We start from the raw sequence: 21,568 nt of genomic DNA on the forward strand, positions 1-21,568 counted from the left end.
ACGGTGTAACTGGGGAGGTAATTATACTGTCCATCAAGCCAAGTGACTTAGAAATATCATTTATCTGTTCTATTGAATTGTTTTAACCTGTTCTGACCAACACTACCGCGCGTGGCTTTGATCGATCATCTGTCCAAGAGGATTCTTCGTTAGTCAATTCTAGTCCATCCAGCAACTCATTTGGTAACTCGGAGTCAGGATGCATTTCCTGGAGCGATGAGAGCACACTACGTAACCAATTTCGTATTTCAACGGATTCAGATGAACCATATATTAATTGTTGGAGAGGTGACCCTATCAAGCCCAATTCAAGAGCTTCCCCAAAGGTATACATGCAGCAAGTCGCTGTCCTCTCATGATAGTGACCTATTTTGCGAACTTGGCCTAATGGAGTCCCCCACTGAAGAGTTCCCGACCGCGTGGCATTGTTTTTCAAGGGGCTGAGTCCATCTGCTACAAAGTAGGCAAAATCAAAACCCGAGCCTTTTGGATAAAAGACACCAAATGTACCTATAGAGGGTAGCAGGGCATGAGAAAGTAGATTGCAAGGAAGTTGCATTTTTGCTGTAGCAGCTTTTATTGATGGGCGGTTTGATAGCAAATCCCATTGTTCTAAATTTGCGCGAAAATTATATGGAACAGACGTTATAGGATCACAAATCAGCGAGTTATTAGTGACCTTTGCTTGATTAAAAGTAATACGTGCAGCACTAGGGTTTCCCGCCGGGTAATGGATGATCATTACGTCACATAATTCACATCTAGGGACTGCTCGTCCAGCACCTCGAGCAGCGCTAAATGTCACTTGATAACGATTACCATGAAATTCCTGCGCCAGCGCATTATACCCAAGAGCATTGAATGCGTGGATAAATGCACGAAAAAGAGCTATTTCGCCATGGGCACTTGATGAAGTCATGTGAAAGGCTCTCTGAAGAACTTTTCCGATCATTAGATATAGCTTCCTCGATTTCTAACCCTTTGGAGATAATGACAATCTGCCAAATTAGCAACGAATTACCCTATAGCGTCTGCAACAATTTCGCTCATTTTAACATAGCAACATTAGGCGCCATCGCCTTGAATATGTAACACATTTGTTTTCTTATTGTATCGATATTGATCCAGCCAGGGTAAGCAATGTGATTAACAACCAAAGATAAAAAAGACTGATGAGATGCGTTTATTCAAACAATGTCCGCTTCAGGCACTAAGCAGACAGAAAAACTACCCCAATCCCCCACCCACCACCAGCCCCCAAATCTCACAGTTGCCCTTTACCCGGCGATTGGCTAGTATCAGGCTAGCTTCTCGCAAGTCGTAAACGTTAACGTTATCCAACGTACATATTCTCCCCGGCATTCGGGGTAATTGTACTTGGGTAATATCATGGCACTTTTTACATCCCCCGTTATTGCGTACCGCAAGCCCCACGTTCTGGGCTTTATCCTCTATTTCATTGTCGGCCTGGTCGACGGCGCGATTGTGCCCTTTTTCCCGCTGTGGGCGCAGCAGTCTGCCGCTATCCCGGTGGAGTTTATTGGCCTGCTGTTCGGCTGCTATGCCGGGGGCGAGCTGCTGGCCGCGCCGTTTATCGGCGGCATTGCCGATCGCGTGGGCAGAAGGCCCGTTTTGATTATTTCGGCGACCGGCGTCGGGGCGGGCTTTATCGCGCTGTTCTTTGCGCACGGCGTCTTTGCCGCCGCCGCAGTGTTGATCGTCATTGGCCTGTTTGAGTCGGTGCTGCATCCGACCATCTACACCATTGTGGCGGACGCCACGCCAGCTGCGGAGCACCGACGCCAGTTCAGCATGATGCGCGTGTGTTCCGGCGCGGGCGCTATAGCCGGGCCGCTGCTGGGTACGGTGCTGGTGCAAGAGGGGCTGGGTTACGTTTTTCTGGCCGGAGGTTCGGTGATGGTTGCGGGCGGTCTGATGCTGGCGATTTGCCTGTCGGAAACGCGTTCGTTAGCCGCTGATGCGGAAGATGAGGGCGATGAAGAAGGGTTTAGCGCGCTGCTGCCCGCGTTCCGGGATAGTCGCCTGGCCGTGCTGCTAATGTGGGTGCTGCTGTTGGGCGTGGCCGGGAGCTGGGTGGAAGCCGTCATGCCGCTGCATGCCAGCAATCAGATGGGAATGAGTGCGGCCAGCATCGGCTATTTGTTCGCGTTTGGCGCGGGGGTTAACACGGTTGGCCAGCTCGCCTTAACGAAGCTGTTTGCCCGACGCTCGCCGTTATTTATCACCCTCAGCGCAGGCTCCTCGCTTATCACCGCCTTTGTTTTGCTGCTGGCTTATCCTCACGTCGTGACGCTGGTGATGGCGGTCTGCCTCTATTCGCTGTCCCAGATGATGACCGGCCCGCTGATCCCGACGGCGGTGAACAAGTTAGCCCCGGCGCGGTTACGCGCGACGTACATGGCCGCGCTTTCGGTGGTGAGCGATCTGCAGGGATCTGTGGGGCCGGCTACCGGCACGGCACTGTTCGCGCTTTCGTTTACGCTGCCGTGGGCGGTGGGCATTCCTCTGGTCTTGCTGGCGGTAACCGGGTTGGGGCTGGCGCTCTCGGCAGGGGATAAATCGGCTACTCGTTAATGCTGCGCAGCCAGGACTCGACCTGCTGGTAATCTCCCCGGAAGACAATCTGGTCGGCCTTCTGGCTGAGCTGATAGCGGTACATCGGGTCGTAATACTCTTTCAGCAGCGGCGACAGCCAGGCCAGATGGCCTTCGCAGGAGCCAGTTTTCCGCTGGGTGAGCAGCGCTTCGTCTAGCTTCGCGGTGAACTGCTGGAAGCGCTCCATGCCCAGGCGGCGGCGGATGGCAAACAGGCCGTGGTGCAGGTACTCGGCGTAATCGCGCCATGCGCTTTCTTCATCGCTGACGGATAAAAACGCCTCGATCATCTGCTCGAAGTATTCGTTTTTGAGGCGCTCCAGCCGCAGTTCGAACGGATCGTCGATCGCCACAATGCGCGAGCGCAGCATCTGTTCTCTGAAGGCTTCGGGGATATGGCGGGAGCCAATCATCCGGCCTTCATCTTCCACAACCAGCGTTTTGGGCCCGGTCGGGCTGATTTTGAGCAGGGTGACGGCGAGGTTGTTTTCGAAGCTGGCCTGAGAAGGCTGCGCCACAATCGTGCGGCCAAACGACGAGCCGCGATGGTGCGCCAGGCCTTCAAGGTCAACGCCCGTCGGCTGCGAGCGGATAAGGATGGTTTTGCCGCAGCCGGTGTTGCCGCTGATGATAATCATCGGCCACTGCGAACGGGTGTCGATTACCTGCATGGCATGCTGGCGCAGGGCTTTGTAGCCGCCGGTGACCAGCGGGTATTCGAGGCCGTTTTCCCGCAGCCAGTGCTGTACGATGTGGCTACGCATCCCGCCCCGGGCGCAGCATAAATAGCCTTCAGGCTGCTGGCGGCAGCTCTCCAGCCAGCGTTCGACCCGGCTGGCTTTTCGCTCGCCGCTGACCAGCCGGTGCCCCAGTTCGACGGCGGCCTGCTGGCCCTGCTGCTTATAGCATGTCCCGATCTGCGCGCGTTCATCGTCCAGCATCAGAGGTAAGTTATGGGCAGCGGGCATCGCTCCCTGAGCGAACTCTACCGGGGCGCGAACGTCTATCAGCGGAATGTCGTTGAGCAGCAGGCGGTCGTAGTCCTGCGCGTTAGAGCGTTTTTCCATGGCATAACCTTAGTCTGAAGCGGCGTAACGTGGGGGATTGTGCGCTTCTGGTCGGGCAAAGGAAAGGGAAAGGGGGAAATTGGTCTGACCCTCTAAAAACAAAAGGAGGGTCAGACGCGACGCGGTTTTACTTCACCAGCTTGCTCTGCGCCCAGGCAATACCGCTGGCGTATTCCACCGGCAGCAGGGGAACCAGGGCTTCCAGCGAGGCGCTCAGGCGGCCGGTATCGCTGTCGTTCAGGTTGAGATGACCGACTTTGCGGCCCGGACGAACTTCTTTGTCGTACCAGTGCAGGTGCACCAGCGGCAGCTTCAGCCAGGCATAGTTCAGGTCGGTGCCGATCAGGTTCACCATCACCGACGGGGCATTCACCACCGGCTGCGGCAGCGGTAAATCCACGATGGCGCGCAGGTGCAGTTCGAACTGGCTGATGGAGGCGCCATTTTGCGTCCAGTGCCCGCTGTTGTGCACGCGCGGAGCCAGCTCGTTGATCAGCAGGCCGGCTGGCGTGACGAAGCACTCCATCGCCATCACGCCGACGTAGCCCAGCTCGTGCATGATGGCGGTGAGCATGGTTTCGGCCTGACGCTGCTGCTCGGCGTTGGCCTGCGGGAAGGCAACGCTGGTGCGCAGAATACCGTCCTGATGCAGGTTGTGGGTCAGCGGATAGAACACCGTGCTGCCGTCATGGCCGCGCGCGCCCACCAGAGAAACTTCGCCGGAGAAGTTAATGCCCTGCTCGACGATGCATTCGCCGTAGCACTCTTCCGGCAGCTGGTCGGTTTCATCGGCACGCAAGCGCCACTGGCCCCGGCCGTCATAGCCGCCGACGCGGCGCTTCACAATCGCCAGAGAGCCGAGCTGGCTGAACACGTCCTGCCATTCGTGGCTACCGGAGAGCAATTGCCACGGCGCGGTGGCCAGGCCGAGCTTATCGAACAGCTGCTTTTGCGTCAGGCGGTCGGCGATGATCGGGAAGATATCGCGGTTAACGAAGGCGTTGTGACGCGCCAGTTCGCGGGTCAGCGCGGTTTCCGGCCAGCGCTCAATCTCGGCGGTGATCACGCTTTGAGCGAACGGCACGGCTTCCGGCTCGGCGTCCAGCCCGACAGGGTAAACGGCGATGCCCAGCGGCTCACCGGCCTGGCGGAGCATGCGCCCCAGCTGGCCGTTACCTAAGACACAGACGCGCTTCATGCTTCGCTCCGTGGGTCCGGGTTGTCCAGCACTTCGTCGGTCTGGGTCTGACGCCAGGTTGCCAGGCGCTGGCTCAGGTCTGCGTCATGCAGGGCCAGGATCTGCGCGGCCAGCAGGGCGGCGTTGGCGGCCCCGGCCTTACCGATGGCCAGCGTGCCGACCGGAATGCCGCGCGGCATCTGGACGATAGAATAAAGGCTGTCCACGCCGCTAAGGGCGGCGCTTTGGACCGGCACACCCAGCACCGGGACCAGGGTTTTTGCGGCCAGCATGCCCGGCAGATGCGCAGCGCCACCGGCTCCGGCAATGATCACCTGGTAGCCATTGGCTTCGGCCTGTTCGGCAAAGCTGAACAGTTTATCCGGCGTGCGGTGGGCGGAGACGACTTCGACATGGTGAGGGACATTCAGGGCGGTAAGGATTTCAGCGGCGAACTGCATGGTGGCCCAGTCACTTTTGGAACCCATAACAATGGCGATACGCGCCGGGGTGTGCTCAGAAGACATGCGTCTCAAAACTCCTGTGGGTGTGCAGACATCATCGGGCGTCGGGCGCCCGCTCAGAAGGGCTCAGAGAATAGCACGAACTTCCGGCAAGGAAAACGGTTGCGTGGTTAGCGAATCGGCAAAAAAGCGGGCTTTATTATCAGAAAGGAAAGTGGATCAGCTCGACGTTTTCCGCCGTCACTTTTATCATCGACCCTTCTTCATGCCATGCGCCTAATACGCAGCGGAAAGCGGGTTGCCCGTTGGCGGTAAGCTCATGGATTGCCGGGCGGTGAGTGTGCCCGTGAATCAGCCATTGAACATTGTGGCGGGTGAGGGTGTCGACCACGGCCTGCGGATTAACGTCCATGATGGCCATAGACTTGCTGCTGTTGGCGGCCTTGCTACCGGCGCGCATCCGGGCGGCAATACGTTTACGTATAAACAGAGGGAAGGCAAGAAACAGTGCCTGAAGCCACGGCTGGTGAACCTTGCGGCGAAACGCCTGATAGCCTTCGTCGTCGGTACACAGCGTGTCGCCGTGCATGATAAGAACTTTGCGGCCATACAGGTCGAGCAGCTTTTCTTCGGGTAGCAGCGTCATGCCGCTGGCTCTGGCAAAGCGTTTGCCGAGCAGGAAGTCGCGGTTGCCGTGAATGAAGTAGCAGGGCACGCCTGAATCAACCAGCGCTTTGATCGCGGTGGCGATTTGCTGGTGCAGCGGTTCAGGGTCGTCATCGCCAATCCACGCTTCGAACAGGTCACCGAGGATGTAAAGCGCATCCGCCTGGCGGGCTTCACCGGCCAAAAAACGCAGAAAACCGGCGGTGATCGCCGGTTCTTCTGAGCAGAGGTGTAAATCTGCAATAAACAGCGTCGACATTATTCGCTTACGGTTACGCTTTCGATAATAACGTCTTCTTTCGGTACATCCTGGTGCATACCGCTGCGGCCGGTGGAAACGCCTTTGATTTTCTCAACCACGTCCATACCTTCAACCACTTCTGCGAACACGCAGTAGCCCCAACCCTGCAGGCTTTCGCCGCTGAAGTTCAGGAAGTCGTTGTCGGCCACGTTGATGAAGAACTGTGCGGTGGCAGAGTGCGGAGCCTGGGTACGAGCCATTGCCAGCGTACCACGGGTGTTTTTCAGGCCGTTATTCGCTTCGTTCTGAATGGTGTCTTTAGTCGCTTTCTGCTTCATACCCGGTTCGAAACCGCCGCCCTGGATCATAAAGCCGTTGATCACACGGTGGAAAATGGTGTTGTTGTAGAAGCCTTCGCGGCAGTAGTCCAGGAAGTTTTTAACGGTAACAGGCGCTTTATCATCAAAAGTTTTGATGACGATGTCGCCGTGATTAGTGTGAAAAGTAACCATGCTTGCATCCTATGAGTGTCAGAGAGTACGGCGGCAAACGGTGCCGTCGTACCAGCACGCTGTTATAGCATAACGCTACATCATAGTCAGTAATGCAAAGCAGACTGCCGCCGGGGAAAATTATCGGGTAAGATACCAGGGAGTATTCTTCCACACGCTTACATGGAATCCCCTGATGTTAAAAATATTTAATACCCTGACTCGCCAAAAAGAGGAATTCAAACCTATTCATGCCGGAAAGGTAGGCATGTACGTGTGTGGTATCACCGTTTACGATCTCTGTCACATCGGCCATGGCCGTACTTTTGTTGCGTTTGACGTGGTGGCGCGCTACCTGCGTTCCCTGGGCTATGAGCTGAACTACGTGCGTAACATCACCGACATTGACGATAAAATCATTAAGCGCGCGCAGGAAAATAGCGAAGATTTTGTGGCGCTGGTCGATCGCATGGTCGTGGAAATGCACAAAGATTTCGACGCGCTGAACATTTCACGCCCGAACAGCGAGCCGCGTGCGACCCAACATATCCCGGAAATCATCGAAATTGTTGAACAGCTGCTGGCCCGCGATCACGCCTATGTGGCTGAGAACGGCGACGTGATGTTCTCGGTGGTCACCGACCCGAATTACGGCCTGTTGTCTCGCCAGGACTTGGATCAGCTCCAGGCGGGCGCGCGCGTTGACGTGGTTGACGTGAAGCGCAACCCGATGGACTTCGTGCTGTGGAAAATGTCCAAGCCGGGCGAACCAGCATGGACTTCTCCGTGGGGCGAAGGCCGCCCGGGCTGGCATATCGAATGTTCCGCCATGAACTGCAAAGAGCTGGGCAACCACTTTGACATTCACGGCGGCGGCTCCGACCTGATGTTCCCGCACCACGAGAACGAAATCGCGCAGTCTACCTGTGCCCACGACGGCGAGTACGTCAACACCTGGATGCACTCCGGGATGGTGATGGTTGACCGCGAGAAGATGTCCAAATCGCTGGGCAACTTCTTCACCGTGCGTGACGTGCTGAAGTATTACGACGCGGAAACCGTGCGTTACTTCCTGATGTCCGGCCACTACCGCAGCCAGCTCAACTACAGCGAAGAGAACCTGAAACAGGCTCGCTCGGCGCTGGAGCGTCTTTACACCTCGCTGCGCGGGACGGACAGCAGCGTGGCGCCAGCCGGGGGAGAAGCCTTTGAAGCCCGCTTCCGCGAAGCGATGGACGACGACTTCAACACCCCGGAAGCCTATTCCGTGCTGTTTGATATGGCCCGTGAAGTGAACCGCCTGAAAACGGAAGATCTTGCGGCGGCCAACGGACTGGCGGCGGCGCTGCGTAAGCTCTCCGCAATTCTGGGCCTGCTGGAGCAGGACCCGGAGCAGTTCCTGCAGGGCGGCGCGCAGGCGGACGACGGCGAAGTGGCGGAGATCGAAGCGCTGATCAAGCAGCGTAACGATGCGCGTCAGTCGAAAGACTGGGCGCTGGCGGACCAGGCGCGCGATCGTCTGAACGAGATGGGCATTGTGCTGGAAGACGGCGCGGGCGGCACGACCTGGCGTCGTAAGTAAGTTTATTTTAGATGTGAGAAAGCGGCTCAATGAGCCGCTTTTTTTATGGCTGGCCGCTGTGGCGCGGCCTTATTGGCAGGTGCTTTATTCTGGGGCTGAGGTGCGAATCAGGTAATCAAACGCGCTCAGGGAAGCTTTCGCGCCTTCGCCCGTCGCGATGATGATCTGTTTGTAAGGCACGGTGGTGCAGTCGCCCGCGGCGAATACGCCTTTGACGGTGGTTTCGCATTTCGCGTCGATGATGATTTCACCCATGCGGTTGCGCTCCACGCTGCCTTCCAGCCAGGTGGTGTTCGGCAGCAGGCCGATTTGCACGAAGATGCCGGCCAGGGCAACGTCATGCACGCTTTCGGTCACGCGGTCTTTGTACTGCAGGCCGGTCACTTTGCTGCCGTCGCCTTTCACTTCCAGCGTCTGGGCGTTCAGCACGATGTCGACGTTTTTCAGGCTGCGAACTTTGTTCTGCAGTACCTGGTCGGCCTTCATTTCAGGGGCAAATTCCAGCAGGGTGACGTGCTCAACGATACCCGCCAGGTCAATAGCCGCTTCCACGCCGGAGTTCCCGCCGCCGATCACCGCCACGCGCTTGCCTTTAAACAGCGGGCCGTCGCAGTGCGGGCAGTAGGTCACGCCTTTGGTGCGGTACTGATCTTCGCCCGGCACGTTCATGTTGCGCCATTTGGCGCCGGTGGCCACGATAATACTGCGCGCTTTCAGGGTTGCGCCGGACGCAGTTTGAATCTGATGCAGGCCGCCTTCGGTTTTGGCCGGGATCAGCTTGCTGGCGCTTTGGGTGTCGATCACGTCCACGTCGTAGTCGTCCACGTGGGCTTTCAGCGCGCCCGCCAGCTTCTGGCCTTCGGTTTTTGGCACGGAAATGTAGTTTTCGATATCCACGGTATCCAGCACCTGGCCGCCGAAGCGTTCGCCCATCAGGCCGGTACGGATGCCTTTACGCGCCGCATACACCGCCGCCGCCGCGCCCGCAGGGCCGCTGCCGACGATCAGTACGTCGTAAGCTTCACGCTGGTTCAACGCTTGTGCCGCACGTTTTTCTGCGCCGGTGTCAATTTTGCCCACGATTTCAGCCAACGTCATGCGGCCCTGGCCAAACTCTTTGCCGTTAAGGTACACGGCAGGCACGCCCATCACGTTGCGTTCCTGAATTTCATTCTGGTAAACGCCGCCGTCGATAGCGGTGTGGGTGATGCGCGGGTTCAGCACGCTCATCAGGTTCAGCGCCTGCACAACGTCCGGGCAGTTGTGGCAGGAGAGGGAATAATAGGTTTCAAAGTGGAAGTCGCCGTCGATCTCACGGATTTGCGCCAGCAGATCCTGAGACTCTTTGGACGGATGACCGCCGACCTGGAGCAAGGCCAGCACCAGGGAAGTGAATTCGTGACCCAGCGGAGAGCCGGCAAAGCGCGGGCCCTGGTTTGAGCCTGGGTTAGTGATTAAAAACGACGGCTTGCGCACCGGCAGGTCGTTATTAATGGTGAATGAAACTTTGTCAGATAACTCAGCTATTTCTGCCAGCAGTTCTTTTACTTCAGATGATTTCGCGCCGTCGTCCAGCGTGGCAATCAACTCAACAGGTTTCGTTAGTCTCTCAAGATAGGCTTTGAGCTGGGTTTTCATTGTTGTGTCGAGCATGGTCAGTCTCCCTGGTGGCGAGAAAAAAACGGCTACCAAAAGGAGTAGCCGTAAAATAAAAGAGGGTAACGCGGGTAAAACTTAGATTTTGCCGACCAGGTCCAGAGATGGAGCCAGAGTCGCTTCGCCTTCTTTCCATTTAGCCGGGCAAACTTCGCCTGGGTGAGAAGCTACGTACTGGGCAGCTTTCACTTTGCGCAGCAGGTCAGAAGCGTCACGGCCAATGCCTTCGGCGGTCACTTCGATAGCCTGGATGATGCCCTGTGGGTCAACAACGAAGGTTGCGCGGTCTGCCAGACCTTCGTCTTCACGCATGTTTTCGAAGTTACGGGTCAGCGCGCCGGTTGGGTCGCCGATCATCGCGTATTTGATTTTAGCGATGGTTTCAGAGCTGCCGTGCCACGCTTTGTGGGTGAAGTGGGTGTCGGTAGAGACGGAATAAACGTCTACGCCCAGCTTCTGCAGTTCTTCGTAATGGTCAGCCACGTCGCCCAGTTCGGTCGGGCAAACGAAAGTAAAGTCAGCCGGGTAGAAGAAGAAAACGCTCCAGCGGCCTTCGGTATCTTTTTCCGTGACTTCAACGAATTCGCCGTTTTTAAAAGCCTGGTTTTTGAATGGTTTGATTTTGGTATTAATTAAAGACATCTAAACTTCCTCCGTTTTGCGATGGGAGAAAGGTACCGAATTTTAGCCCGGGGCTCTAATGGGTAGGTTTTATTGAATCAAGAGGTAATACCTAACAGCCTTTTCTGCGGGCATAAAAAAGGCCACCCGTTGCGAGGGTGGCCGGTGTTGCGCGTTACAATTCCACTTTAAAAAATTATAACAGCGGCGAAATTACAGCATTTTAGCGCCAAAAAGGTCAATTCCCCGGTCCGTTGTAGTAGCGATGGTTGTAATAGCTGGAAACTATTAAAGGCCGTTAGTCCTAAAATGCACCTCAGTTGCTGAAAACCCGACGTCGTGCGCAAAGTAATGTCAGGTGAATTGCAGCCATGTGACAGTGAGGTTAAATTACCGGCTGTTATTTTTCTGCATGAAAAATCGCGCCGGGCTGCGCGATGACTGAGGTACTGGCGTTGTCCGAATTGCTTTCTTTGATGCTGTTTTTGGCGGCTATTGCCGTGTATGCGGTAAAAGCCGGTCGAAATATCTGGTGGCTGACGATCATCCTGCTGATGCTCGGCCTGTTTATCGTGCTTAACGTGACCCTGCTTGCCAGTAACTATTTTACCGGCGAGGGCATTAACGACGCGGTGCTCTACACGCTCACCAGCAGCATGACCGGCGCAGGCGTCGGCAAATACATTCTGCCCGGGCTGGGGCTGGCCGTCGGGTTGATTGCCATATTTGGCGGTCTGACCTGGATTTTACGCCGAAAGAACCATCCTCATCATTTGGGCTACAGCGCCCTGGCGCTGTTCCTGGCTCTGTTTTCGATAAAAACAACGCCCGCTTATCAGCAGGTGGTGTCGTTGATTAAGTCCCAGACTCGCACCGGCACGTCTGACTTTGCCGACTGGTATAAAGTGCCGGAAGGTACCATTAAGCAGCCGAAGCTGAACCTCGTCTATATCTACGGCGAAAGCCTGGAGCGCACTTATTTTGATGAGCAAGCGTTTCCTGACTTAGCGCCCGAGCTGAACGCCCTGAAAAGCCAGGCTATAGATTTCAGCCACACCAGCCAGATGGCGGGCATGAATTACACCATCGCGGGTATTGTGGCCTCGCAGTGCGGTGTCCCGCTGTTTGCCCCGTTTGAGGGCAACTCTTCGGCGTCGATGTCGAGCTTCTTCCCGAAGAACATCTGCCTCGGCGATATTCTTAAGGCATCGGGCTATCAAAACTACTTTATTCAGGGCGCGGACCTGCGCTTTGCCGGCAAAGACATTTTCCTGCAGTCCCACGGCTTCGAGCATATGTACGGCGCGCAGGAGCTGAAGGGGATGGTGGCCGACCCGAATTACAAGAATAACTGGGGCTTTTACGATGATACGGTGCTGGACGAAGCTTATGACAAGTTTATCGAGCTTTCTAAAGCCGGGAAGCGCTTCTCGCTGTTTACGCTGACGGTCGACACCCATCACCCGGACGGCTTTATTTCGCGCACCTGTAACCGCCGCAGCTACAGCTACGATGGCAAAGAAAACCGCTCTTTTAGCGCCGTCTCCTGTAGCCAGGAGCATATCGCGGCGCTAATAGACAAAATCAAAGCCTCGCCTTATTTCCGTAATACGGTGATCGTGGTTTCTTCCGATCATCTGGCGATGAACAACACGGCGTATAAATACCTGACCAAGCAGGACAGGCAGAACCTGTTCTTTGTGATTCGCGGCGACAAACCGCAGGCGGAAATAAAAGCCGTGAAGCGCAACACGATGGATAACGGCGCCACGGTGCTGGATATTCTCGGCGGCGGGAACTACATCGGCCTGGGGCGCAGCAGCCTGTCCGGCGAGTCGCTGTCGATGGTCTTTACCAACCTGAAAGAGAAGGTCACCGAGTGGAAGCCGGACGTGATCGATCTGTGGAACTTCCCGAAAACCATCAGCCGCTACAGCATCGACCAGAAGAAGAATACGTTCAGCTACTCCGGCGCGCACTTCAAGCTGCCGCTGCTGCTGAAGATCGGTAAAGGTAAAATTGAGCCGCTGCCGGAAAGTGAATATTCCGCCCCATTGCGCTATCAGCTGGCTGATTTTAAAAGTGACGATAGGTTTATCTGGGCCGACCGCTGCTACAAAATGGCGCGCCTGTGGGAGCCACAGCTCGCGCTTTCTACCGGGCTCTGTGTGGCTCAGGGGCAGCTGGGCGGCGAGCCAACGGTAAGGCGGGTGGACAAGCCGCTGGACGAGTACAACGTGCAGTTTGACGGGCAAACGCTGAGTAACGAGCGTTTTAAAAACAACGTTGCCTTGCTGAAGGCGGATGAAAACAGCATTCGCTACCAGGCGGACAGCTTCATCTTCAACGTGGCCGGGGCGCCGCAGAGCGTGAAGCAGTTCAGCGGCATTTCGCGCCCGGAAGCCTGGGGCCGCTGGTCAAACGCCAACATGGCCCCGGCTGTGACGATTGAGTATCAGGATCCGCTGCCGGCAACGTTCGATCTGGTGCTGGTGGCGAAAGCCTTCGGCCCGAACGTCGGCGAGCCGATTTCGGTGAAGGTCGGTGATGAAGAGCAGACCATCACCTTTGGCGACCAGCTCTCTACAGTCACGCTGCGCTTTGATAACCCTGAAGGCAGCAAGGTGCTGACCATTGAGCCACCGAAGCCGCAGCTGTCCAACGAGGGCAATATTCTGGGGCACGATCCGCGTAAGCTTGGCGTGGGGCTAGCTGAGCTGAAAATTGTGCCGGTGAGCGGCTAACCCGCTCCCGGAAGGGAACGGGCGGGGCAGGTTAGAGGATCTCGAGCACCTGCTCAGGCGGGCGGCCAATACGGGCTTTCCCATTGGCGAGAACGATAGGGCGCTCGATAAGCTTCGGGTGCTCAACCATGGCGTTAATAAGCGCTCCTTCGCTGAGGCTGGCGTCATCCAGCTTTAGCTCTTTGTACAGGTCTTCTTTGCGGCGCATCAGTTCACGCGCGCTGGTGAAGCCCAGCTTCTTCAGCAGCGACTGGATGGTCGCTGCGTCCGGTGGGGTTTCCAGATAAAGCACCACCTCCGGCTCGGCGCCGTTTTCCTTTAGCAGGTTCAGCGTTTCGCGGCTCTTGGAGCAGCGTGGGTTGTGGTAAATTTCGACCTTCTTGGACATACGGACTCCTGTTACATCTTCATATAAGGTTTAAAGCGCTGCTGTAGCTGGCGCAGCTGATCGATACGGGCGTCGTACCTGGCCTGCTGCAGGCTGCCAAGCTTCACCTGCGAGCTGGCGCTGCCGAGCAGCGAAATGGCCTGATCCAGGCGGCCGTTTAGCGCCATGACTTCGGCGCGCGCCGCCAGCTCCTGATCGCGGTTGCCTAGTTTGCCCTGCGCCTGAGCCAGCAGATCCCAGCCGTTGGTATCGTCTGGATGGGCGAAGGTGTAGCGGTTAAGCAGCGTTGCCGTTTCGGCGGGCTGCCCGCCTTCAAGATAAGCGTTGGCGAGGTTCAGCTGCAGCACCGGGTTGTTCTTCAGGTCCGGGGCGTTTTTCAGCCGGTTGATAGCGTCGTTTGCCTTGTGCTGGCCGAGGTCGATATCTGTCGCCAGGTCGAGATACCAGGGGTTTGCCGGCTGGGCGGTAAGCAGCGGCTGAAGCGCTTTTCTTGCTTCGTCATATTTATCCGCCTGCAACGCCTGTAGCGCTCGCCCGTACTGCGCCGCGCTTTGCTCACGCACGTTGCCTTTTGACCAGGTATCCAGCAGGTCCGGGGTCAGTTGATTCCGCCCTGAGTTATACATCCCGAGGGTGCGAACCTTTGCCATATAGAAGTTTTCTGAGGACTGCACAACTACCGGGCGCATTTGGTTGGCACGGTTGCGGGCGTCCGCCAGGCGGCTTTCCGGCAGCGGGTGAGTCAGCAGAATTTCAGGTGGGCGAGAAGAGTAGCGAGCCTGGTCGAGCAGTTTTTCGAGGAAGCCCGGCATTGCCTGTGGATCAAAGCCCGAACGCTGCAGCACCTGAATGCCAATTCGGTCTGCCTCCTGCTCGTTCTGCTGGGTAAAGCTGATCATGCCTTGCTGAGTCCCGGCCAACGTACCGGACAGCGCGGCCATCCCTGCCTGTGGGCTCGCCATCGCCAGCAGGATCGAGCCCAGCGCGCCCACCCAGGTCAGCGGCGCATTTTTCTTCTGGTCTTCCATCGCACGCGCCAGGTGGCGCTGGGTCACGTGGGAAATCTCGTGAGCCATAACCGAAGCCAGCTGGCTTTCTGAGTCGGCATAGCGGAACAGCGCCGAATGCAGCACCACGTTGCCGCCAAAGAAGGCGAAGGCGTTAATTTCGTCGTTGTTGATTAAGAAGAAGTGGAAAGGCGTTTTCACCGAGTTGGCGTGGCTGACCAGCCGCATCCCCAGCGAGTTAATGTACTGCGTGAGTAACGGATCGTTAATCAGCGGGGCGCTGCCTCGCAGCTGACGGACGTAAAAATCGCCCATCTGCATTTCCTGGGCGATAGACAGCGTGCTGCCCGCGGATGTCCCCATGTCGGGAAGCTGGTCAGTCACATCCGCCTTTACAGGGAGTGCGCTTCCCGCCAGCAGTGCGGCCGTAAGTGTTGCAATCAGGGTCTTTTTCAACTGCCTAACCATAACTACTGTCCCGTTTAGTCGTTGTCAGATTTTGACACGAGGAGTACAAGTTTGTTCGCTTAAAGAAGTGTACTGTAGGGCGTTGAAGCTGCGAAGATTTTATTTGGTTGATTATCCCTTTGTAATCCGCCGTAAAAAGCAAAGTCTTTACGGTGACATTTCGATACAATTCGCCATCAAAAAAAACTTCACGGAAGGGATGTATGCTCGACATGTTGTTGCAGTGGTATCGCCGTCGTTTCAGCGATCCGGAGGCGATTGCGCTGCTGGTTATTCTTGTGGCGGGCTTTTGCATTCTGTTCTTCCTTCATGGCCTGCTGGCGCCGCTGCTGGTGGCTATTGTTCTGGCCTATTTGCTTGAGTGGCCGACGGTGCGCCTGGAGCGTGTCGGCTGTTCCCGAACGTGGGCGACGACTATCGTGCTGGTGCTGTTTGTCGGCATTTTGCTGCTGATGGTGCTGTTTGTGGCCCCCGTCGCCTGGCAGCAGGGGATCAACCTGATTCGCGATATGCCGGGAATGCTCAACAAGCTTTCTGATTTTGCCGCCACGCTGCCGAAGCGCTACCCGGCGCTGGTGGACGCGGGCATTATCGACGCCATGGCCGAAAACGTGCGCGGGCGGCTGTCAGGCATGGGCGACCAGGTGGTGAAATTCTCCCTGGCGTCGCTGGTTGGGCTGCTGACGCTGGCTATCTATCTGATTCTGGTTCCGCTGATGGTGTTCTTCCTGGTGAAGGATAAAGAGCAGATGCTGAACGCCGTGCGCCGCGTTTTGCCGCGCAACCGTGGCCTGGCGGGGCAGGTCTGGCTGGAGATGAACCAGCAAATCACCAACTATATTCGTGGCAAAGTGCTGGAAATGATCGTCGTTGGCGTGGCGACCTATATCGGCTTTATTGTCTTCGGGCTGAACTATTCGCTGCTGCTGGCGGTGCTGGTGGGCTTCTCGGTGCTTATTCCGTACATCGGCGCGTTTGTGGTCACCATTCCGGTTATCTGCGTAGCGCTGTTCCAGTTTGGCCTCGGCACTGAGTTCTGGACGCTGTTTGGGGTGTACCTGATTATTCAGGCGCTCGACGGCAACCTACTGGTGCCGGTGCTGTTCTCGGAGGCGGTCAACCTTCATCCGCTGGTGATTATTCTGTCGGTGGTGATTTTCGGCGGGCTGTGGGGATTCTGGGGCGTGTTCTTCGCTATCCCGCTGGCAACGCTGATTAAAGCCGTCGTTCATGCCTGGCCGGATGCTTCGCTGGTGGATGACGCGGTCACCCGGGAATAACGGGAATAACGGGAATAAAAAAGCCGACTGAGACGTCGGCTTTTTTGTGTGTTCTTAGGCGTTTTCTGTCAGCCAGTTCACAACGATATCGTGGTGGTTACTGGTTTTGAAATCATCAAAGACCTTTTCCACTTTACCGTCGCCGTCCAGCAGGAAGCTGATACGGTGAATGCCGTCATAGGTTTTGCCCATGAAAGATTTCTCGCCCCACACGCCAAACTGATTGCAGACCTGATGGTCTTCGTCAGAAAGCAGGGTGAAGTTAAGCAGCTCTTTCTCGGCAAAACGGGAAAGTTTTTCCGGCTTGTCGGTGCTGATGCCCAGCACTTCCACGCCACGCTTTTTCAACTCATCCATGTTGTCGCGCAAACCACATGCCTGCACGGTGCAGCCTGGTGTCATCGCTTTTGGATAGAAATAAACCAGAACTCTCTGTCCCTGGAAGTCGGTTAAATTTACTTGTTCGCCGTCCTGATCGGGCAAGCTAAATTTCGGTGCACTATCACCGGCTTTCAGTGGGCTCATCACTACTCTCCGTCTTTAATCATCTTGCTGTGGGTTAACCACGTTAATAGTGCCTTCTGCTTTCAGTTCTGTACATAGGGCTTTAAACGCTTGCTCGATAATTGTCGCATCCTGTGAACCTGGGCTGTGGGCAGTTATCTGGATATACAGACGCGGCCCCACGTCGTTCTCAGCAGGCTGAGTGCGGGAAACCAGCTCGGCAATGTTCATTTGATGGGTGTCAAACAGGTGGGTAAATCGCTCAATCAGGTGCGGCGAGTCTGCCACTTCAACCTGTACCCAAACCGTGGCCGGGGTGGCCGGTCTTTCCTGGGCGGTTGTGCGTTTCATCACAATTAACAGATCGAGTTCCGCGCCCTTCAGCGGCAGGGTAGATTCGATCAGGGTTATCGCGTTCCAGCTGCCGGAAAGCAGCATGATAAAGGTGAACTCTTCACCCAGCATGGCAAGCCGGCTGTCTTCGATGTTGCAGCCGCAGCTGCTCACGTGGCGGGTAATAGTATTGACGATACCAGGACGGTCCGCCCCCAGGGCTGTGATAACCAAATAATGGTGTGATGAGGGTGTCAAGCGTGTTCTTCCTGTCAATCGGTGAGATTCACATTAGGAAAGCATAAAAAAAGTAAGCTGCCAACCGCTTAGCGCCTTCTGGCGGCTTGCTTTTGCTATGGCACCAAACGTAACATTGGAGAACATGTTTGCACAGAGGGTGGCTAATGTTTACGGGAAGTGTTGTCGCGATAATTACGCCGATGGATGAGAAAGGTAATGTCTGCCGGTCCAGCCTGAAAAAACTGATTGATTACCATGTCGCCAGCGGAACATCGGCGATTGTCTCGGTAGGGACTACCGGCGAATCGGCTACCTTAAGCCACGACGAACACGTCGACGTAGTGAAGCTTACCGTTGAACTGGCCGACGGGCGTATCCCGATTATTGCCGGTACCGGTGCTAACGCGACTTCCGAAGCGATTTCCCTGACGCATCACCTGCAGGACAGCGGCATTGTGGGCTGCCTGACGGTCACCCCTTATTACAACCGTCCTACCCAGGAAGGGCTGTTCCAGCACTTTAAAGCGATTGCTGAAAGCACCCATCTGCCGCAGATGCTGTATAACGTGCCGTCTCGTACCGGCTGCGACATGCTGCCGGAAACCGTTGGCCGCCTGGCGAAAATCAAAAATATTATCGGTATCAAAGAAGCTACCGGGAACTTAAGCCGCGTAAACCAGATCAAAGAGCTGGTTGAAGATGACTTCATCCTGGTGAGCGGCGATGACGCCAGCGCGCTGGACTTTATTCAGCTTGGTGGCCACGGCGTAATTTCCGTGACCGCAAACGTAGCCGCGCGTGAGATGGCGGAAATGTGTAAACTGGCCACCTCAGGGCAATTTGCACAGGCTCGCGAAATTAATCAGCGTCTGATGCCGCTGCACCATAAATTGTTTGTAGAACCCAACCCTATCCCGGTGAAATGGGCCGCCAGGGAGTTGGGTCTTGTGGCAACCGATACCTTACGCCTGCCGATGACGCCGCTGACCGACGCAAGTCGCCCGGTGATTATTAGCGCGCTTAAGCATGCCGGTCTGCTGTAAAGCTTAGGGAGATTTGATGGCTTACTCAGTACAGAAGTCGACGGTGGCAAAAGTTGCTGTTGTTTCGCTCGCCATGCTGTTAGCGGCGTGCAGTTCCGATCAGCGTTACAAGCGTCAGGTTAGCGGCGATGAGTCCTACCTGGATGCGACCCCACTTGCGGAAATCCACGCTCCGGCGGGGATGATCCTGCCGATTCAGAATGGCGATTACAACATTCCGGTCACTAACGGCAGTGGTGGAGTAGGCAAGCAGCTGGATATTCGCCCACCGGCACAGGCGCTGGCATTAGTGAACGGGGCTCGCACCCAGTTCACCGGTGATACCGCCACGCTACAGGTTGAAGCCAACAAGGCGAGCGGCCTGTGGTCTCAGGTGGTGAGCATTCTGCAGTCCGAGAACTACGCGATCGCTCAACGTAACGATGCCGGCCAAACCCTGACTACCGACTGGGTACAGTGGAACCGCGCTGACGAAGACGTGCAGTACCGTGGACGTTACCAGATTAGCGTGCAGCCGCAGGGCTACCAGCAGTCGGTCGTTGTCAAACTGCTGAACCTTGAGCAGGGCGGCAAACCGGTCGCGGATGCTTCGGCTCTGCAGCGCTACAGCGCGCAAATGCTGAACATCATCAGTGCCGGCCTCGATAAGTCTGAAACCTCGCGCCAGAATGCGCAGGAAAACCGCAGCTCTGCCCAGCTTGACGTGCAGAGCGCCGCGGATGACACCGGCCTGCCAATGCTGGTGGTGCGTGCACCGTTCAACGTCGTGTGGACCCGCCTGCCGGCCGCGCTTGAAAAAGCAGGCATGAAGGTGACCGATACCACCCGTTCTCAGGGCAGTATCGCGGTGACCTACAAGGCGTTGTCTGACGGCAGCTGGAGCGACCTCGGGGCGAAAGATCCGGGTCTGGTGAACGGTGACTATAAGCTGCAGGTTGGCGACCTCGATAACCGCAGCAGCCTGCAGTTCATCGACCCGAAAGGGCATCCGCTGACGCAGTCTCAGAACGATGCGCTGGTCGCTGTCTTCCAGGCAGCATTCAGCAAGTAACACTCAGGGGCCGGTTAATTCCGGCCCTTGTTATTTAGGCCTATGTAGATACCCTAAATAATTCGAGCTGCAGGAAGGCGGTAAGCCTGGAAATCTCCATGTGACCGGAGTGAGCAGGAGCAACCAACGCACATGCAGCTTGAAGTATGACGGGTAAACCCCTCCGATTGCGCAAGCGATCGCTATACCTGGAGTAAGAAAGATGCAAAAGCAAGCTGAGTTGTATCGCGGCAAAGCGAAGACCGTTTACAGTACGGAAAACCCGGATCTGTTGGTGCTCGAATTCCGTAACGATACGTCAGCAGGTGACGGTGCACGCATCGAGCAGTTCGACCGTAAAGGCATGGTAAACAACAAGTTTAACCATTTCATTATGGCCAAACTGGAAGAAGCGGGTATTCCGACCCAGATGGAAGCGCTGCTGTCTGATAACGAAGTGCTGGTGAAAAAGCTCGACATGGTGCCGGTGGAGTGCGTGATTCGTAACCGCGCCGCGGGTTCTCTGGTGAAGCGCCTTGGCATTGAAGAAGGTATCGAGCTGAACCCACCGCTGTTCGATCTGTTCCTGAAAAACGACGCCATGCACGACCCGATGGTCAATGAATCTTACTGCGAAACCTTTGGCTGGGTGAGCAAAGAGAATCTGGCCCGCATGCGCGAGCTGAGCTACAAAGCTAACGACGTGCTGAGCAAGCTGTTTGATGACGCTGGCCTGATCCTCGTGGACTTCAAGCTGGAGTTTGGCCTGTTCAAAGGCGAAGTGGTGCTGGGCGACGAGTTCTCCCCGGACGGCAGCCGCCTGTGGGACAAAGAAACGCTTGATAAGATGGACAAAGACCGTTTCCGCCAGAGCCTGGGTGGCCTGATTGAAGCGTATGAGGAAGTTGCTCACCGTCTCGGCGTTAAATTAGACTAACCACGCAATCGTTTACGTTGCGCAATGGGGTGCGTTTTTTGCGCACCCTGTTTTTTCGCTGCCTGTTCTTATGGTAATCCTGCCGGTAACCACCTACGATCTATCCATTACAAGTTGTGAATGAGGATGAACGTATGCGTTGGCAAGGACGTCGCGAAAGCGACAACGTAGAGGACAGGCGCAATGACGCCTCCGGCCCCGGCATGAGCATGGGCGGCGGCGGATTCCGCATACCTCGGGGTAAAGGTGGCCTGGTGCTGCTTGTCGTGGTTATTGTGGCAAGCTATTACGGCGTCGATCTTACTTCCTTCCTGTCCGGCGAGCCGCAAGTCTCCCAGCAATCTTCCCAGCAGCGTACCATCAGTCCGAAAGACGACGAGGCCGCTAAGTTTACCTCGGTAATTCTGGCGACAACCGAAGATACCTGGGGTGAAATTTTCCAGAAAATGGGCCGCACCTACCAGCAACCTAAGCTGGTGATGTATCGCGGGGCAACGCGTACCGGCTGTGGTACCGGCCAGTCCGTGATGGGGCCGTTCTACTGCCCGGCGGACAGTACCGTCTATATCGACCTCTCTTTCTACGACGATATGCGCAATAAGCTAGGTGCAGGCGGCGACTTTGCCCAGGGCTACGTGATTGCTCACGAAGTGGGTCACCACGTGCAGAAGCTGCTGGGCATTGAGCCGAAGGTGCGCCAGCTCCAGCAGAATGCGTCTCAGGCCGAAGGCAATCGCCTGTCGGTGAAAATGGAGCTTCAGGCCGACTGCTTCGCCGGCGTCTGGGGTAACAGTATGCAGAAACAGCAGGTGCTCGACTCGGGCGATCTGAAAGAGGCGCTCAACGCTGCCGAAGCCATCGGGGACGATCGCCTGCAGCAGCAAAGCCAGGGGCGCGTGGTGCCGGACAGCTTTACCCACGGCACTTCAGAGCAGCGCTACACCTGGTTCAAGCGTGGTTTTGACGGCGGCGATCCGTCCCAGTGCAACACCTTCGGCAATGCGCTCCGTTAAT

General features: G+C 56.2%; 20 protein-coding genes. 8 read left to right on the forward strand and 12 right to left on the reverse strand.

Annotated features, from left to right (window positions below):
- Nucleotides 1–82: 82 nt before the first annotated feature.
- Nucleotides 83–952, reverse strand: coding sequence for a hypothetical protein (locus tag JT31_RS23285; RefSeq protein ID WP_071842987.1), 870 nt, complete (start codon nucleotides 950–952; stop codon nucleotides 83–85).
- Between the two features lie 437 nt (nucleotides 953–1,389).
- Here JT31_RS23285 and JT31_RS18020 point away from each other — a divergent pair, with 437 nt between their 5' ends.
- A complete protein-coding gene (locus JT31_RS18020) occupies nucleotides 1,390–2,595 on the forward strand; it encodes an MFS transporter (RefSeq protein WP_038480295.1) in 1,206 nt (401 codons plus the stop codon).
- Here the strand turns inward: JT31_RS18020 and mnmH are convergent.
- The 5 genes from mnmH to ppiB all read right to left on the reverse strand — a co-directional run bounded on the left by mnmH (nucleotide 2,585) and on the right by ppiB (nucleotide 6,742).
- Nucleotides 2,585–3,682, reverse strand: coding sequence for a tRNA 2-selenouridine(34) synthase MnmH (mnmH, locus tag JT31_RS18025; protein WP_038480298.1), 1,098 nt, complete (start codon nucleotides 3,680–3,682; stop codon nucleotides 2,585–2,587). The genes JT31_RS18020 and mnmH overlap by 11 nt on opposite strands.
- A 127-nt stretch (nucleotides 3,683–3,809) precedes the next feature.
- Nucleotides 3,810–4,880: a 5-(carboxyamino)imidazole ribonucleotide synthase gene (purK, locus tag JT31_RS18030; protein ID WP_038480301.1), complete on the reverse strand. Its 1,071-nt coding sequence runs from the start codon at nucleotides 4,878–4,880 to the stop codon at nucleotides 3,810–3,812.
- Nucleotides 4,877–5,386, reverse strand: a complete 510-nt coding sequence (gene purE / locus JT31_RS18035; protein WP_038480306.1) for a 5-(carboxyamino)imidazole ribonucleotide mutase — start codon at nucleotides 5,384–5,386, stop codon at nucleotides 4,877–4,879. The genes purK and purE overlap by 4 nt, the downstream gene beginning before the upstream one ends.
- A 139-nt stretch (nucleotides 5,387–5,525) precedes the next feature.
- Nucleotides 5,526–6,248, reverse strand: a complete 723-nt coding sequence (gene lpxH, locus JT31_RS18040) for a UDP-2,3-diacylglucosamine diphosphatase (protein ID WP_038480309.1) — start codon at nucleotides 6,246–6,248, stop codon at nucleotides 5,526–5,528.
- Nucleotides 6,248–6,742: a peptidylprolyl isomerase B gene (gene ppiB / locus JT31_RS18045; protein WP_038480312.1), complete on the reverse strand. Its 495-nt coding sequence runs from the start codon at nucleotides 6,740–6,742 to the stop codon at nucleotides 6,248–6,250. Before ppiB ends, lpxH begins: the two co-directional genes overlap by 1 nt.
- A 175-nt stretch (nucleotides 6,743–6,917) precedes the next feature.
- On the opposite strand from ppiB, the gene cysS reads away from it, so the two are divergent.
- On the forward strand, nucleotides 6,918–8,303 hold the full coding sequence (gene cysS, locus JT31_RS18050) for a cysteine--tRNA ligase (protein WP_038480316.1): 1,386 nt from the start codon (nucleotides 6,918–6,920) through the stop codon (nucleotides 8,301–8,303).
- Nucleotides 8,304–8,387: 84 nt separating this feature from the next.
- Here cysS and ahpF read toward each other — a convergent pair whose 3' ends face one another.
- Both ahpF and ahpC read right to left on the reverse strand, forming a co-directional pair.
- Nucleotides 8,388–9,956: an alkyl hydroperoxide reductase subunit F gene (gene ahpF, locus JT31_RS18055; protein WP_038480319.1), complete on the reverse strand. Its 1,569-nt coding sequence runs from the start codon at nucleotides 9,954–9,956 to the stop codon at nucleotides 8,388–8,390.
- 81 nt (nucleotides 9,957–10,037) lie between these two features.
- On the reverse strand, nucleotides 10,038–10,601 hold the full coding sequence (gene ahpC / locus JT31_RS18060; RefSeq protein ID WP_008460202.1) for an alkyl hydroperoxide reductase subunit C: 564 nt from the start codon (nucleotides 10,599–10,601) through the stop codon (nucleotides 10,038–10,040).
- A gap of 434 nt (nucleotides 10,602–11,035) precedes the next feature.
- On the opposite strand from ahpC, the gene opgB reads away from it, so the two are divergent.
- Nucleotides 11,036–13,324: a phosphatidylglycerol--membrane-oligosaccharide glycerophosphotransferase gene (gene opgB, locus JT31_RS18065; protein ID WP_038483281.1), complete on the forward strand. Its 2,289-nt coding sequence runs from the start codon at nucleotides 11,036–11,038 to the stop codon at nucleotides 13,322–13,324.
- 31 nt (nucleotides 13,325–13,355) lie between these two features.
- Here the strand turns inward: opgB and arsC are convergent, their stop codons facing one another.
- Nucleotides 13,356–13,712 (reverse strand): arsenate reductase (glutaredoxin), encoded by a 357-nt coding sequence (arsC, locus tag JT31_RS18070; RefSeq protein ID WP_038480322.1) that lies wholly within the window; start codon nucleotides 13,710–13,712, stop codon nucleotides 13,356–13,358.
- 11 nt (nucleotides 13,713–13,723) lie between these two features.
- Nucleotides 13,724–15,187: a beta-barrel assembly-enhancing protease gene (bepA, locus tag JT31_RS18075; protein WP_038480324.1), complete on the reverse strand. Its 1,464-nt coding sequence runs from the start codon at nucleotides 15,185–15,187 to the stop codon at nucleotides 13,724–13,726.
- Nucleotides 15,188–15,390: 203 nt separating this feature from the next.
- On the opposite strand from bepA, the gene JT31_RS18080 reads away from it, so the two are divergent.
- On the forward strand, nucleotides 15,391–16,467 hold the full coding sequence (locus JT31_RS18080; RefSeq protein ID WP_038480327.1) for an AI-2E family transporter: 1,077 nt from the start codon (nucleotides 15,391–15,393) through the stop codon (nucleotides 16,465–16,467).
- Nucleotides 16,468–16,521: 54 nt separating this feature from the next.
- Here the strand turns inward: JT31_RS18080 and bcp are convergent, their stop codons facing one another.
- Nucleotides 16,522–16,992, reverse strand: coding sequence for a thioredoxin-dependent thiol peroxidase (gene bcp, locus JT31_RS18085; RefSeq protein ID WP_038480330.1), 471 nt, complete (start codon nucleotides 16,990–16,992; stop codon nucleotides 16,522–16,524).
- Between the two features lie 15 nt (nucleotides 16,993–17,007).
- A complete protein-coding gene (locus tag JT31_RS18090) occupies nucleotides 17,008–17,562 on the reverse strand; it encodes a glycine cleavage system transcriptional repressor (protein ID WP_038480332.1) in 555 nt (184 codons plus the stop codon).
- A 146-nt stretch (nucleotides 17,563–17,708) separates the two neighbouring features.
- Between JT31_RS18090 and dapA the strand changes: the two genes are divergently transcribed.
- The 4 genes from dapA (at nucleotide 17,709) to JT31_RS18110 (ending at nucleotide 21,567) form a co-directional block, all read left to right on the forward strand.
- Nucleotides 17,709–18,587, forward strand: a complete 879-nt coding sequence (dapA, locus tag JT31_RS18095) for a 4-hydroxy-tetrahydrodipicolinate synthase (RefSeq protein ID WP_038480336.1) — start codon at nucleotides 17,709–17,711, stop codon at nucleotides 18,585–18,587.
- 16 nt (nucleotides 18,588–18,603) lie between these two features.
- Nucleotides 18,604–19,638: an outer membrane protein assembly factor BamC gene (bamC, locus tag JT31_RS18100; RefSeq protein ID WP_038480338.1), complete on the forward strand. Its 1,035-nt coding sequence runs from the start codon at nucleotides 18,604–18,606 to the stop codon at nucleotides 19,636–19,638.
- 202 nt (nucleotides 19,639–19,840) lie between these two features.
- Nucleotides 19,841–20,554: a phosphoribosylaminoimidazolesuccinocarboxamide synthase gene (gene purC, locus JT31_RS18105; RefSeq protein WP_038480341.1), complete on the forward strand. Its 714-nt coding sequence runs from the start codon at nucleotides 19,841–19,843 to the stop codon at nucleotides 20,552–20,554.
- A gap of 134 nt (nucleotides 20,555–20,688) precedes the next feature.
- Nucleotides 20,689–21,567, forward strand: a complete 879-nt coding sequence (locus JT31_RS18110; protein WP_038480344.1) for a neutral zinc metallopeptidase — start codon at nucleotides 20,689–20,691, stop codon at nucleotides 21,565–21,567.
- The last annotated feature ends 1 nt before the right edge of the window (nucleotide 21,568 follow it).

The organism is Cedecea neteri (genome assembly GCF_000757825.1).
Lineage (GTDB): Bacteria > Pseudomonadota > Gammaproteobacteria > Enterobacterales > Enterobacteriaceae > Cedecea > Cedecea selenatireducens.